General features: G+C 67.1%; 10 protein-coding genes. 3 read left to right on the top strand and 7 right to left on the bottom strand.

Annotation, left to right across the window (positions count from 1 at the left end; all coding sequences use genetic code 11):
• The first annotated feature begins 179 nt into the window (after positions 1-179).
• Positions 180-794, top strand: a complete 615-nt coding sequence (locus CYD53_RS14970; protein ID WP_103718900.1) for a glutathione S-transferase family protein — start codon at positions 180-182, stop codon at positions 792-794.
• Positions 795-923: 129 nt separating this feature from the next.
• Here CYD53_RS14970 and CYD53_RS14965 read toward each other — a convergent pair whose 3' ends face one another.
• From CYD53_RS14965 to CYD53_RS14955, 3 genes are all read right to left on the bottom strand, one after another.
• The gene (locus CYD53_RS14965; RefSeq protein WP_103718899.1) at positions 924-2,729 is read right to left on the bottom strand and encodes a peptidoglycan L,D-endopeptidase MepK; all 1,806 of its coding nucleotides are present in this window, start codon (positions 2,727-2,729) and stop codon (positions 924-926) included.
• A gap of 180 nt (positions 2,730-2,909) precedes the next feature.
• Entirely contained in the window at positions 2,910-4,811 is a 1,902-nt protein-coding gene (locus tag CYD53_RS14960) for a L,D-transpeptidase scaffold domain-containing protein (protein ID WP_103718898.1), read from the bottom strand.
• Positions 4,812-5,000: 189 nt separating this feature from the next.
• Complete coding sequence (locus tag CYD53_RS14955; RefSeq protein WP_092175060.1) at positions 5,001-6,494, bottom strand: sigma-54-dependent transcriptional regulator; 1,494 nt, start codon at positions 6,492-6,494, stop codon at positions 5,001-5,003.
• Between the two features lie 232 nt (positions 6,495-6,726).
• Between CYD53_RS14955 and CYD53_RS14950 the strand changes: the two genes are divergently transcribed.
• Entirely contained in the window at positions 6,727-8,562 is a 1,836-nt protein-coding gene (locus CYD53_RS14950) for a M3 family oligoendopeptidase (RefSeq protein WP_103719071.1), read from the top strand.
• A gap of 90 nt (positions 8,563-8,652) precedes the next feature.
• On the opposite strand, the gene CYD53_RS14945 is transcribed toward CYD53_RS14950, so the two are convergent.
• Positions 8,653-10,176 carry an outer membrane beta-barrel protein gene (locus CYD53_RS14945; RefSeq protein ID WP_103718897.1) on the bottom strand — a complete coding sequence of 508 codons (1,524 nt, stop codon included), beginning with the start codon at positions 10,174-10,176 and terminating at the stop codon, positions 8,653-8,655.
• Between the two features lie 155 nt (positions 10,177-10,331).
• Between CYD53_RS14945 and CYD53_RS14940 the strand changes: the two genes are divergently transcribed.
• Positions 10,332-11,306, top strand: a complete 975-nt coding sequence (locus CYD53_RS14940) for a KpsF/GutQ family sugar-phosphate isomerase (protein ID WP_103718896.1) — start codon at positions 10,332-10,334, stop codon at positions 11,304-11,306.
• 147 nt (positions 11,307-11,453) lie between these two features.
• On the opposite strand, the gene serA is transcribed toward CYD53_RS14940, so the two are convergent.
• The 3 genes from serA to CYD53_RS14925 form a co-directional block, all read right to left on the bottom strand.
• On the bottom strand, positions 11,454-12,710 hold the full coding sequence (gene serA / locus CYD53_RS14935; protein ID WP_103718895.1) for a phosphoglycerate dehydrogenase: 1,257 nt from the start codon (positions 12,708-12,710) through the stop codon (positions 11,454-11,456).
• 188 nt (positions 12,711-12,898) lie between these two features.
• Positions 12,899-13,348 carry an NfeD family protein gene (locus CYD53_RS14930; RefSeq protein ID WP_103718894.1) on the bottom strand — a complete coding sequence of 150 codons (450 nt, stop codon included), beginning with the start codon at positions 13,346-13,348 and terminating at the stop codon, positions 12,899-12,901.
• An 8-nt stretch (positions 13,349-13,356) separates the two neighbouring features.
• Complete coding sequence (locus tag CYD53_RS14925; RefSeq protein WP_103718893.1) at positions 13,357-14,334, bottom strand: SPFH domain-containing protein; 978 nt, start codon at positions 14,332-14,334, stop codon at positions 13,357-13,359.
• Positions 14,335-14,377 lie beyond the last annotated feature (43 nt).

The following is a 14,377-nucleotide window of genomic DNA, read 5'->3' as shown; positions in this document are numbered from 1 at the left end:
CGCACCTCGTCCTGCCTGGAGCTTGTCCGACAGGCTAGCGCGTTTGTTAGCCCGGACAAGGGTTTTCGCGATTCGCGCTGGGCAGCATCACACCCCGTGATGCGTCAAATCACCCGAATTCGCGTGGCTTCACGCCGGTCTCGCAGCATTGTTGCGATGCACGCGAACCGGAGACCGCCATGTTGCTCGTTGGAATGCTGGACAGCCCCTATGTCCGCCGCGCCGCCGTCACAGGCAGGCTTCTGGGGCTCGATTTCGAGCACCGCTCGGTCTCGGTGTTCCGGCACATGGAAGCCTTCGCCAAGATCAACCCGCTGATCAAGGCGCCCTCGCTCGTCTGCGACGACGGCACGGTGATCACCGATTCCAATCTGATCATCCAGCATTTCGAGGATGTCGCCGGCCGCTCGCTACGCCCAGGCGATCCGGCAGCGCGGACACGCGATCTCGGCCTGACCGGCATCGGCATCGTTGCCGCCGACAAGGCCGTCTCGATCGAATATGAGCGCAAGCGCCCCGACGCACAGCGCTACGCGCCCTGGCAGGAGCGCATCGTCGCCCAGCTCGACACCGCGCTCGACCTGCTCGATGCCGCGGCCAGGCGCGGCGAACTCGGCGCAGGGCCGACGCTGCGGCCCGGCGACATCTCCGCCGCGATCGCCTGGGGGTTCTGCCGCTTCGTGATTCCGGAGTTCGCACCAGAGGAGCGCTGGCCGGCACTGGCCGCGCAAGCGAAGGCCTGCGAGGCGCTCGACGTGTTCAAGCACTGGCCGATCGACCGCGAGGAGCCATAGATCGCGCCCGCAGTTCGTTCTGGCGAGCCGGCTGGCGTGGGTGTCGAGAACCGGAGCGGAGCGGACTTAAGTCCGTGAGCACCGGAAGCGCAGACAACCGCATCAGACGGCCGTCAAAACGAACTGCGCTCAGTTCTGGACGAAATTCGTCGGCAGTGGCCTGACCGCCGGACCGCTGAACGAGCCCGTCTTGGCGTCGCTCGGCTCGGCATGGCTGAAGCCGAGGGAGGCAGCCGGTCCCGGAGCCTGAATCGGTCCGGCATTGCTGGCCGGCCCGGCCTTGGTGCGGGCGGTGGCGACCGTGACCACCTTGCCGGTGGTGGCCGGGCCGCGCGCGGCTGTCGCGAACAGCGAATCCAGCCCCGGCCGGTCGGCATCATATTGCGCGACGATCGGCGTCGGAGCCGGGCTCGGCGCATGCCGGCTGACGGATGGCACCGAGGCCAGCGCAAAACCGTCATCGCGCGGGCGGCCAGGCGGCAGCGGATGCGTGATCGTGACCAGACGCCCGACCGGCTGAACCTCCGGCGTCTCGGCGGAGGCGCCCGCCCCGCCGCGCAGATCCGCGAGCACCAGGTTGGCGAAGGCGGCGGGACGGGTCGGCGGCAGAGGCGCGTTCATCGGCTTGCCTTCCACCACGGCCTCGATGAGCGAAACCATCTGGTCGGGCCGGCGCGGCGGCAGCGAGGCCAGGACGAGCTTCTGATCCTCGGCGGTCGCGCCTTGCGGGGCGAAGGCGAGCGCGCCGCCGGAGGCCGGCAAGGCTGCGACCTGGATCGAATCGCCGGGCTGCAGCGGCATGCTCAGGCCGCGCGGTCGCGCCAGCGGAAGAGGCGCGTCGGTCAGCCTCGGCCGCTTGTCGTCGGCCGGCGGCGCCGGCGCAGCAGCAGGCGCCATGGCGACGGCCTGCGCCGGCTGTGGCTCGACGATTCTCGGCGCCAGCCGCTCGGAGCGCTCGCGCACGACCGTGCGGGCCGCCGCTTCCGGAGCGGACTCCTGCACCGAGACGGCGAAGCGTCCGCCATCATTGGAATTGCTGTCATCCCGGACCGGTGAGGCATAGGCCATGACGGCCGGTTGGGGTTTTGGCGAATTGCCGCGACCACGCGTCGGGCGCGCATCCGCCTCCTCGTCATCGCCGCCGAAAAGGGCCGCCCACAGGCTCTTGCGGCCCGACGAGATCACCGCGCCTTCATCGGAATCGGCAGATGCGTAACCGGCGACCGAGCCGCCACGCGCCAACACATCGGCCTTGGCCAGCTCATAGCCCGCGAGAGGATGGCCATCAGCCGGCAGGTGCACCGTCTTCTCGTCCGGGAACAGCCGCACCAGTTGGTCGCGCGTCATGCGCGGCCAGGAGCGGACCGAGCCGGCATCGAGGTGGACGAAGGGCGTATGCGCGCCGGGATAAAAGCCGACGCCGCCGCGCTGCAGCCGCATGCCGGCCTCGCGGATCTTGGCCGTGGGCGTGTCCGGCAGATAGAAATCCATCGCCTTGCCGAGCATGTGCTGGCTGTTCTTGGCGACAGCGCGCGAGCGCCGCCGCAGCATCGAATTGGTGCCCGGCGAGCGATAGGCCGAGACGACGTGGAAGGCTTCCTGGGAACCGACCGCCCGCTGCACCTCCCAGGCAAGGTCGAACAGGCGCGGATCCATCCGGATCGGCTCGTCGGTGCGCCAGTCGCGCAGCGCCCAGTTCAGCTTCTCCAGCGCCGCGGAATCATAACGACCGTCACGCTTGAAGGTGACGGTCGTCTCCTCCTTGGTGTGCATATGCGTGATCGTGATGGTGCGCGTGTCGCCATTGGCGACGGCATCCTGCGTGCCGCGCACGCCGAGCATCAGAGCCGTGGCCGCCACGCTCAGCGCCAAGAACTGGCGGAAGCCCGGCTTCGGCAGCGCCGAAAGCCGTCTCGAACGCGTGGCGATAGACATGCCCAATCTGCTTGACCCGTCTCGGTGCACGCCTGACGCGGCGCGATGAACGTGAACGAACAGTTGCGGAGAAGAGTTAATCCAAGGTTACTAGACCGGCAATCGCCATACCCCGACTTTTCCGCCGAATTCCGCTAACCGCGGAACGTGGCGAAACCGTGCTCAGCCCGCAGGATGGTTTCAGCCGCGCTGCTCCAGCGCCTGCCGGACGAGCCGATGGAAGCCGTAGAGATCGTCGAAAACCGTCAGATGTCCGTCGGCGCCTACGACATGGGTATTGTAGACCAGATGGATCGGTAATGGCTGCGGCAGCTTGATCATGCGCTCGCCCGAGCCGATCAGGCGCTTCAGCCGCTCATGCGGCCAGTCCGGCCCGAGCACCTGATCCGCCAGCAGGAAGGGATTGTCGACGCGCACGCAGCCATGGCTGAACGCGCGACGCTCGCTTGCGAAAAGCCGGCGGTTCGGCGTGTCGTGCAGATAGACGGCATGGTCGTTGGGGAACATGAACTTGATCCAGCCGAGCGCGTTGCGCTCGCCCGGAGGCTGGCGGACGGAGATGTTGTTGCCGTGCCGCGTCACCACATAGCCGCGCTTGGCGGCATAGTTCGGATCGGCAGCGAGCCCCGGCAGGAACTCCTTCTTCAGGATCGAGGGCGGCACGTTCCAGGACGGATTCACGATGACGTGGTCCATCTTGTGCGAAAAGATCGGCGTCGCCGTATCGGGCTTGCCGACAATGGCACGGGTCTGGTGCACCACCTTGCCGTCGCGCACGACGCGGACCATGAACTCCGGCACGTTGACGATGATGTGGCTCTCGCCGAGATCTGGCGGCAGCCAGCGCCAGCGTTCCATCTGGGCGATGATGTCCTGCTCGCCACGCGCGGTCGCCGGCGTACCCAGCGCAGCCAGCGTGCGCTCGCTGAGCACGCCATTGGCCGGAAGCCCGGCCTTCTTCTGGAAGTCGGCGAGCGCCAGCGCGGTCGAACGGTCGAAAACCGGCTCCTCTGACGGGCCCAGGCCCAGCCGCGCCCGCACCAGCGCCACGCGCTCGTCGCGCATGCCGAGCTTCAGCGGCGGGCCAGCCGGAATGCGCACCAGCGGCGTATCGTCGAGATGATCGCGCAACTCGGCGAGCTTGGCCTTGAGACGGCGATACTGCTCATGCGGCGGATTATAGGCAGCAAGTGCAGCGCCTGGATCCTGCACCGCCGTCAGCTCCGACAGCACCTCGGTAGCGGAGGGCAGATAGAGCGTCGGCGTGATCAGCTTCGACAGGCGGCGCGGGTCGATGCGGCCGCCGCGCGCGTCACGGGCATAGAGCACGGCCAGTGCCGAGAGCCTGACATCGGCTTCTGCGAGCTTGCCCTTGTCGCTCGCCTCGAAAACCGGCAGCGGATAATCGGTCGGCCTCAGCCCGTCCTCTGCAGCGCGGCCGAGCTGGGCGACGAGATGCCTGGCGGCCTCGCTCCAGCCCTTGCCGTCGATCCAGAGCGGCCGGTTCTCCTGCGCCTGGTAGGCGGCCTGGATCTCGTTGCGCTCACGTTCGGCCAGGCGCGGCAGCGCCAGCCCCTCGGCCATGCGCGCCGCGATATCACCGGCAAGACCGGAACCGGAGGGCAATTCGACCACAACCTTGGGCAGGTCCGGCGGGGGGATCGTGACCTCGCTTGGCGCAGCCGAGCGCAGCGGCTCGGGCGGCGACAGCGCCGGATCAAGCGGCGGCAGATCGACGGCCGGGATGTTTGTAGCTGGACTATCGAGCGCTGCGGGACGGTCATCGACCCCGGGCGTCGTCGCAAGCGTTGGCTGCGGCTCGGGCGTCACGAGATTGGTCTGAGGCACCACCGAGGGAGCCACCGTTCCCGTCACCATGCCCGGCTCTTCACGCGAGGCCTCGGCTGGCCGCTCGTCGCGCAGGATGACCAGGGCCGGCTGCTCCGGCAACGCAATGCCGAGCGTGGGGTCCATGGTTGCAGGCGCTGGGGCAGAAGGCGCTTGCGCACGCGCTGCCGTCAGCCCCAGCGCAAGCGCCAGAACCGAGGCTGAACCCAAGCCCGCCCAGTGGCGACGACGCATGCTCGCTATCCTCGAATGTTCGCCGAGATCTCACCGCTTCTGCGTGAGTCATCGGGTTTGGACAAGATGCGGCGGCGCAACAGCCCCCGCTATTCAGACAGTGCCGATCGGCTTTAAATTTTTAGTGTGACCTCGGCGCAAACCGACCCCGTCCTTCGCGAATACGGGGCTTCGGTTGCGCCTCATGCGTCAGGCCGCATCCTCGCCTTCGGCGCCGGACTCGTTCTCGATCAGCCCGTAATCCTTGAGTTTGCGATAGAGCGTCGAGCGGCCGATGCCGAGCTTGCGCGAGATCTCCGACATGTGGCCGCGATAATGCGCCAGCGCGAATTTGATGATCTCGCGCTCGAGATCGTCGAGCTTGCGCATGTCGGAGCCTGCGACGAGTTCGAGCGAATTGGGGTCGCGCACCGGCATCTGGATGATGCGCGGCGTGTCGTTGCGCATGTCCTGGCGCATCAGCGAGGCCGACACCGGCGGGATGCGGACGTCGAAGCCCTCCATCTGGGCCGCGATCTGCGGGAACTCTGCCACGGTCAATTCGTCGCCATCGGCCAGGACCACCGCGCGGAACATCGCGTTCTCGAGCTGGCGGACATTGCCTGGCCAGTCATAGCCGCTGATCAGTCCAAGCGCCTCGGCGCTGAGACCGCGCAGCTTCTTGCCTTCCTCGGCGGCGAAGCGCGCCAGGAACCCGCGCGCCAGATCGGCGATATCCTCGCGGCGCTGGCGCAAGGGCGGCAGCGTGATCGGGAAGACGTTGAGGCGGTAATACAGATCCTCGCGGAACTCGCCCTGCTTCACCTGGTCCAGCAGGCTCTTATTGGTCGCGGAGATGATGCGGATATCGACGCGCACCGACTTCTTGGCGCCGACAGGGTCGACCTCGCCCTCCTGGATGGCGCGCAACAGCTTGACCTGCGCGTCGAGCGGCAATTCGCCGACCTCGTCGAGGAAAAGCGTGCCGCCATTGGCCTCGACGAATTTGCCGATATGGCGCTCGGTCGCGCCGGTGAAGGCGCCTTTCTCATGGCCGAACAGGATCGACTCGACGAGATTATGCGGGATCGCGCCGCAGTTCACCGTGACGAAAGGCTTGCCCTTGCGATCGCTGGTGCCCTGGATCGCGCGCGCCAGCACCTCCTTGCCGACGCCCGATTCACCCTCGACCAGGATCGGGATGTTGGATTTTGCGGCGCGCTCGGCCAGGCGCACCACCCGCGCCATATCGGCACTCTTGGTGGCGAGGTCGCGGAAACCGAGCGTGCCGGAGACGCGCCGCTTGATGTGGCGCAGTTCATGTTCGAGCGCGCCCAGCTTCAGCGCGTTCTTGAGCGATATCTGCAGACGTTCCGCGCCGACCGGCTTGACCACGAAATCGACCGCGCCGGCGCGTATCGCCGAGACGACGGTCTCGATCGAGCTATGCGCCGTCTGCACGATGACCGGCGTCTCGATGCCGCGCTCGCGCAGCGCCGCGAGCACACCCATGCCGTCGAGCTCCGGCATGACGAGATCGAGCACCACGGCATCGAACCTCTCGCCCTCACCATGGCCAAGCAGATTGATCGCCTCGCTGCCGCTCTCGACGACGACCACGTCGTAACCAAAACGCTTCAGCATCGCGTCGAGCAGACGGCGCTGGACGGGATCGTCGTCGACGACGAGAACGGTGGCGGACATGAAACCTCGAAGGCCAGGCAGTGCGAAAACGACATCGCGAGACGGAATCGGCTGTTCCGTTCTGGGTCATCCTCGGCCAGAACGGTTAAGCGGCGCTTAAGCGCCACAGCCTGCGTCAAACCACCTCTGCCCGGCGCTCCGGCGTTGATCGCAAACGCCGCTCCGCGCATATGAGAAGCAAGGCCTATCGGGCCAGCGAGGTGTTGCAGAGATGAATTTCGCCGTGACAGGGATGGTTGAGCCCGCCGCTTTCGCCACAGCTGCCGAGCGCTCGGCGCATAGCGCCAAGGCACTGGGCCCGCTGCCGGAATGGGATCTGAGCCATCTCTACCCGGCGATGGATTCGCCGGCTTTCAAGGCCGATCTCGAACGCGGCTTGTCCGAATCACAGCGCTTCGCCGAGCTCTATCGCGGCAAGCTCGGCCCGCTTTCCCAGCGCGAGGACGCCGCGACCGTGCTGGCCGAAGCGGTCGCCGGTTATGAGACGCTCAGCGACCTGCTTGGGCGAATCGGCGCCTATGCCGGCCTGGTCTATTCCGGCGATACCACCGACCCGCAGCGCGCGAAATTCTATGGCGACACCCAGGATCGCCTGAACGCGGCCGTAACGGAATTGCTCTTCTTCGAGTTGGAGCTGAACCGGATCGACCCCGCGCTGATGGCACGCATCTCGGCCCAGGCGCCGCTTTCGCATTGGAAGCCCTGGCTCGACGATCTCGCCAAGGACAAGCCGCACCAGCTCGAGGACCGGATCGAGGAATTGTTCCACGAGAAGTCGATGACCGGACAGGCTGCCTGGAACCGGCTCTTCGACGAGACCATCGCCTCGCTGCGCTTCAAGCTCGACGGCGAGGAATTGACGCTCGAACTGACGCTGAACAAGCTGCAGGATGCCGATGGTGCCGTCCGCAAGGCCGCGGCCGAAGCGCTGAGCGAGGTCTTCCGCGGTCAATTGCGCACCTTCGCGCTGATCACCAACACGCTCGCCAAGGACAAGGAGATTTCCGACCGCTGGCGCAAATTCGAGGATGTCGCGGATTCCCGCCATCTGGCCAATCGCGTCGAGCGCGAGGTGGTCGATGCATTGGTCTCAGCCGTGCGCGAGGCCTATCCGCGCCTGTCGCATCGCTACTACAAGCTCAAGGCCAAATGGTTCGGCCGCGAGCAGCTCGATTTCTGGGACCGCAACGCGCCGCTGCCGCAGGTCGAGCAGCGCACCATTCCCTGGACCGAAGCGCGTGACACCGTGCTCGACGCCTATCACGCCTTTTCGCCCGAGATGGCCGGCATCGCGCGGCGCTTCTTCGACGAACACTGGATCGACGCCCCGGCCCGCCCCGGCAAGGCGCCGGGCGCGTTTGCTCACCCGACCGTGCCCTCGGCGCATCCCTATGTGCTCGTGAACTATCAGGGCAAGCCGCGCGACGTGATGACTCTGGCCCATGAGCTCGGCCATGGCGTCCATCAGGTGCTGGCCGGCCCCAACGGCGCATTGATGGCGCCGACACCCTTGACGCTGGCCGAGACCGCCAGCGTCTTCGGGGAGATGCTGACCTTCCGCCGCCTGCTCGACGGCACCAGGGACGCAAAGCAGCGCAAGGCGATGCTGGCGGCCAAGGTCGAGGACATGATCAACACGGTCGTGCGCCAGATCGCCTTCTACTCCTTCGAGCGCAAGGTCCATGAGGCGCGCAAGGGGGGCGAGCTGACGGCCGAGACTCTCTGCGAACTCTGGATGAGCGTGCAGGCCGAGAGCCTGGGACCGGCGATCAGGCTTTCGACCGGCTACGAGCCGTTCTGGTGCTATATCCCGCACTTCATCCATTCGCCCTTCTACGTCTACGCCTATGCCTTCGGCGATTGCCTGGTCAATTCGCTCTACGGCGTCTACCAGAACGCGGCGGAGGGCTTCCAGGAGCGCTATTTCGCCCTGCTCTCGGCCGGCGGCACCAAGCACCATTCCGAACTGCTCGCGCCCTTCGGCCTCGACGCGCGCGATCCCGCCTTCTGGCAGATCGGGTTGAAGATGATCGAAGGGATGATCATCGAGCTGGAAGGGATGGAGTAGGCAACTCCCGTCATGGTCGGGCTTGACCCGACCATCTTTTGCCAGAGATTCTCGGGTCAAGCCCGAGAATGACGGCGAAACGCTCGTCCCTCAGAACTGCACCCTCAGCCCCACCTGCGCGACATTGGCGGTGTAGTCCGAGCCCTGGGCGGTCGAGTTCAGGCGCTCATGGGTGAAGCTCGCCCGCACCGAGAAGGTGCGGGTCAATTTGTACTCGACGCGCGCGCCGATGCTGGACAAGTCCTCGCGCAGGCCCTGCCCGTCATACTCGGTGCGGCCGAAATTGGCGAAGCCGGTAACGGTCAGGTTGCGGCGCAGCGCATGCGCGATTTCAAGCGAGACGCGCCTTGCCGTCGTGCCCGACGAGCCGGCGATGGTGGTGTCGCCGAGCTCCGAGGTGCCGCGCAGGGTCACCGTTGTCAGCGGCGTCGGCGACCACAGGATCGCGGCGTCGCCGACGAAGCCGCGCAGGTTCTTCAAGCGATCGTCGTCATAGGCCCGGTCCTGATAGCCGGCCGAGACTTCGCCCGTGACCAGCCGGCTGAGCTCGAAGGTCGAGCCGACCCGCCCCGTCAGGCCGTTGGAAGAGCGCTGATAGCCTGAGGAATCGACGGACTGGTCGAATTGCCGCGTGTCGATCTCGCCCTGGATGAAGGGCTTGAAGCCCGGCGTCAGCTCATAGGCGGCGCGCAGCCTGACGCCATATTGCGTCTGGTTGCGGTCCTTCTGGCTGAGCGTCGTTCCGCTGGTGAGCTTGGCGTCCTCATAGTCGCTGCGGTCGACCGAGCCGCGCAGTGTCAACTGCAGCCGGTTCATGTCATGGGTCACGCCGGCCGAGGCGCCGTATTGATAGACCAAGGGGCGCCCGGTAACCGAAGCCGTCAGATCCGGTGAGCCCGGGCGCTGCGTGTCCAGCTTGAACCGGCTCTCGAGCAGGATGCGGGTGTCGCGCGTCGCGTCGAGCCGCAGATCGAGCTTGCCCTCGCCATCGGGGCGCGAGGCATCCCTGTCGCGGAAATAATCTGAATAGCCGGCGCGCAGCGAGCCCTTCAGCTCGTTGGTGTTCCAGTCCGACTGGATGGCGAGATCGCCCTCATAACGGGCGAACGGCGAGCTGTTGCGCGGGGAACCGCTGATCCGTTCCGGATTGGTGTCATAGCCGATCGAACTGGTGAATCCCGGCCTCAGCGTGATGTTGCCGAGCCGCAGGCCGAGCGGTGCGTAGGGATCCTCTTCGACGGCCGTCCTGCGCCGGCGTGGCGGCGGCGGCTCGGGGGCCGGCGGCAGGCCGGTGACGATGCGCTGCGGCGCGCGGAACTGGCGTTGCGTGACGCCGCGCAGGCCAGGCGCCTGCACCGGCCGGCTCGCGCGCGGCGGCGCCTTGCGCGACACCACCGAATTCTGGTCCTGGATCGGGGCGGCGGGGTCGGCGACACCGCTCGGCGTGCCCGGAAAGCCCGAAGGCGACGGCGACGCAGGCACCTCCTGCGCGACATAGGCCGGCGTCCCGGTGCGCAAGCCCGCCGCGCGCATCTGCGCCTGCACGCCGGCCGTGGCGAGCATGAGGCTTGTCGCGGTGACCCCCGACAGCAGAATGATGACGCGACGGGACACGCGGAGGCTCTCGCTCCAGACACAGGCGGGCGCACCGGCATGGCGCGCATGGTTAAGAGAGTTAGAACGAAGAGGGTTAATGGCGCGTCAATGCACCGGTCGGCGTGGCGAGGAATGGTGGCGCGGCGGCCAGTCCTCGTGCTAGAGCGCCGCTCATGACGGCCGACATCCGCGCTTCCGCGCTTCGCACCATCGCCACCGAGCGCTCCGGGCTCGACACGCTTCACGAAGCGCTCGCCAATGGGCTGGGCCAGCCCTTCGCGGCAGCCGTGGAGCTGATCCGCAGCGCCAGCGGCCGCGTCGTTGTCACCGGCATGGGCAAATCCGGCCATGTCGGGCGCAAGATCGCTGCGACCCTGGCCTCGACCGGCACGCCCGCGCATTTCGTCCACCCGGCCGAAGCCAGCCATGGCGATCTCGGCATGGTTCAGCCCGAGGATGTGGTGATCGCGCTGTCCTGGTCGGGCGAGACGGCGGAGCTCGCTGCCATCGTCGGCCATACCCGGCGCTTCCGCGTCGGGCTGATCGGCCTGACCTCGAACGCCGACAGCGCGCTCGGGCGCGAGGCCGATATCGCGCTGATCCTGCCCAAGGCGGCAGAGGCCTGCCCGAATGGGCTGGCGCCGACCACATCGACGACGATGCAGATGGCGCTGGGCGACGCACTCGCCGTTGCCCTGCTGGAGGCGCGCGGCTTCTCGCGCCAGGATTTCTTCGTCTACCACCCCGGCGGCAAGCTCGGCGCCCAGCTCAAGACGGTCGAGAGCATCATGCATCGCGGCGAGGCGCTACCGCGCGTCGGGCTTGACGCCGCCGTCGCCGACGTCGTCGAGATGATTTCGGCCAAGGGGTTCGGCTGCGCCATCGTCGTCGACCTCGACGGCCGGCTGGCAGGCGTGGTCACAGATGGCGATCTGCGCCGAAAATTGACCTCGGGCAACGTCACCGCGCGCCGCGCTCGCGACGTGATGACGCAAAATCCACGCCGCATCGCGCCCGACGCACTGGCGGTCGAGGCGCTGGAGATGGTCAACCGGCTGCGCATCACCGCGCTGATCGTCGCCGATGGCGAGGACAAGCCGGTCGGGCTCGTCCATGTCCACGACCTGCTGACGCTCGGCGTGGCTTAAGGCTGCGGCCGGCTTCCCCCTCAGCCCTCATCCCGAGGAGCCGCGTAGCGGCGTCTCGAAGGATGTTCCAGAGCGCACTGAAGCATCCTTCGAGACGCGGCCTGCCGGCCGCTCCTCAGGATGAGGGCTGTGCGTGAAGATGACGCCTCACGCCCGCTGATACAGAAGCCTTGCCCTGATCGTGCCGTCGAGCGCCGCGATCTCGCGCAGGATGTCGCGCGCCTCGGGGCCGACGCTGTCGGCCTCCATCACGACATAACCGATCTCGCCATCGGTCTGGTAGTTCTGCGCGGAGATGTTGACCTCGCGGGCGGCGAAGACGTCGTTCAGGCGCCGCAACATGCCCGGCACATTGCGCTGGACATGGATGAAGCGCGTGCCGGCGGGACGCGGCGTAAGCTGGACCTGCGGGAAATTCACCGCGCCGACGGTCGAGCCGATATCGGAATAGTCGACGAGCTTGCGCGCGACCTCAGCGCCGATGCGCTCCTGCGCCTCCTCCGTCGAGCCGCCGACATGGGGGGTGAGGATGACATTGGCCAGGCCCTGCAGCGGCGAGACAAAGCGCTCGGCATTGGAGGCGGGCTCGATCGGGAAGACGTCGACGGCTGCGCCCGCAAGCCGCCCCTCGCGCAGGGCCACGGCCAGCGCCTCGAGATCGACCACCGTGCCGCGCGAATTGTTGATGAGGTAGCTGCCCGGCCGCATCTGCGCGATCTGCTCGGCCCCGATCATGCCAGCCGTCTGCGGCGTCTCCGGCACGTGCAGCGAGACGATGTCGGCACTGCCGAGCAGTTCGGCGAGGCTGTCTACCGGTTCGGTGTTGCCGTGGCGCAGGCGGTCGGTCTGGTCGAAATAGATCACCCGCATGCCCATCGCCTCGGCGAGCGTCGAGAGCTGGCTGCCGATATTGCCGTAGCCGACGATGCCAAGCACCTTGCCGCGCACCTCGAAGGAGCCGTTCGCGGATTTGTCCCAGCCGCCTGTATGGGCCGAGACCGAGCGGTCGGTGATCTTGCGCAGCAGCATGACGATCTCGCCGATCGTCAGTTCGGCGACGCTGCGAGTGTTGGAGAAAGGCGCGTTGAAGACGGGCACGCCGCGCCCGCGCGCCGCCTGCAGATCGACCTGATTGGTGCCGACGGAAAAGCAGCCGACCGCGAAGAGCCGGCTCGCCTGTGCGAAGACCGGCTCCGTGAGCTGCGTGCGCGAGCGGATGCCGAGCACATGCACGCCCTCGACCGCCTTGAGCAGCGCGTCATGGTCGAGCGCCTTGGGCAGGCGGACCATATTGGTATAGCCGGCCTGGACCATCAGATCGGCGGCGGAATCATTGATGCCCTCCAGAAGCAGGACCTTGATGCGGTCCTTGGAGAGGGACAGGCGTTGCGTGCGGAGTGTCATGGAACGATCGGGCTGACGACGGAGCGTTCGCTATAGACCCGCCAGCGCGCCGGACAACCCGATTCTTTGCCTGCCAGGCGCGAGAAACCGTCGCGGCCTCAGGGACCCCTTGAGATCTGAGCCCTCATCCTGAGGAGCCGCGAAGCGGCGTCTCGAAGGATGAGGGCTGAGGGCGATCTGAAACGGCCTCAGGCCTTCTCGACCACAAGCGTCGCGCCCTCGACCCGCACCACCCTGATTTCGCTGCCCACCAGCAATTCCGGACCGATGACGCGCCAGGAGGAATCGCCGACGCGGATGCGGCCCTCGCCTCCGGTCATCGGCGCCTCCAACCGGAAAACCTTGCCGATGAGCTGGCGGCCACGATCGTTGAGACCCGTCGCAGCGTCGGGCTCCTCGCCCTTGTGCCGCGTCAGGCGCCGCCCGGTGAGCACGCTGGCGACGCAAAGCACCGCGAAAACCAGAGCCGCGCTCTGCCAACCGATGCCCAACAGCCCGACGACCACGCCCGTCAGCAGCGCGGCGAGGCCGAGCCAGATCAGGAACACGCCCGGCGCCAGCAATTCGCCGCCGATCAGCACGAGGCCGAGCACCACCCAAGCCCAGCCGCCAAGCGAGGAAAACCAGTCCAGCAGCATGACCGGCCTCACCCGTTCGTGCGGCCGGACGGCGGGACCGAACCGGCGCGGCGCGTCGCGACCGCCTCCTCGCCGAAGACCGCACGGGTCAGTTGCGCGATGCCGCCGACCGTGCCGGCGAGCGCGGCGGCCTCGATCGGCACGATCACCACCTTGCTGTTATGGGCGGAGGCGATCGCCTTCAGAGCGTCGGTATAGCGCTCTGCGATAAGGAAATTCGCGGCCTGGATGTCACCCTTGCTGATCGCCTCCGAGACCATCGCGGTCGCAGATGCTTCGGCCTGGGCCGAGCGCTCGCGCGCCTCGGCATCGCGGAAGGCGGCTTCCTTGCGACCCTCGGCGGCGAGGATCTGCGACTGCTTCTGGCCCTCGGCCTTGAGGATCTCGGCCTGCCTCAGGCCTTCCGCCTCCAGCACGGCGGCGCGCTTCTCGCGCTCCGCCTTCATCTGCCGGTTCATCGCCCCGGCAATGTCGGCCGGCGGCAGGATATCGCGGATCTCGATGCGCGTGACCTTGACGCCCCAGGGCGAGGCGGCAGCGTCCATGACGCGCAGCAAGCGCTCATTGATCTCGTCGCGATGCGAGAGCAATTGGTCGAGGTCCATCGAGCCGACCACGGTGCGGATATTGGTCATGGTCAGGATCATCAGCGCCTGGCCGAGCGAGGAGACCTCGTAGCAAGCTTTTGCCGCGTCGAGCACCTGGTAGAAGGCGGCCGCGTCGATGCGCACGCCGGCATTGTCCTTGGTGATCGCCTCCTGGCTGGGAACGTCGAGCACCTGCTCCATGACGTTCACCTTGTGCCCGACCCGGTCGAAATAAGGCACGATCAGCCCGAGCCCCGCGCCGAGCGTGCGCGAATAGCGGCCGAAGCGCTCGATCGTGTAATTATAGCCCTGCGGGACGGTACGCACGCCGAGCGCGATCGTCAGGATGACGAGCGCCACCAGCACCACGACGACGATGTCGAAACCGTTGAACACCATCCCGTCAGCCCTCCCCAGGCAATGCACGCATTTCGCGTCGCGG

Source organism: Allobosea psychrotolerans, assembly GCF_002917105.1.
GTDB lineage: Bacteria > Pseudomonadota > Alphaproteobacteria > Rhizobiales > Beijerinckiaceae > Allobosea > Allobosea psychrotolerans.
This window is presented reverse-complemented; position numbering and strand designations above follow the sequence as displayed.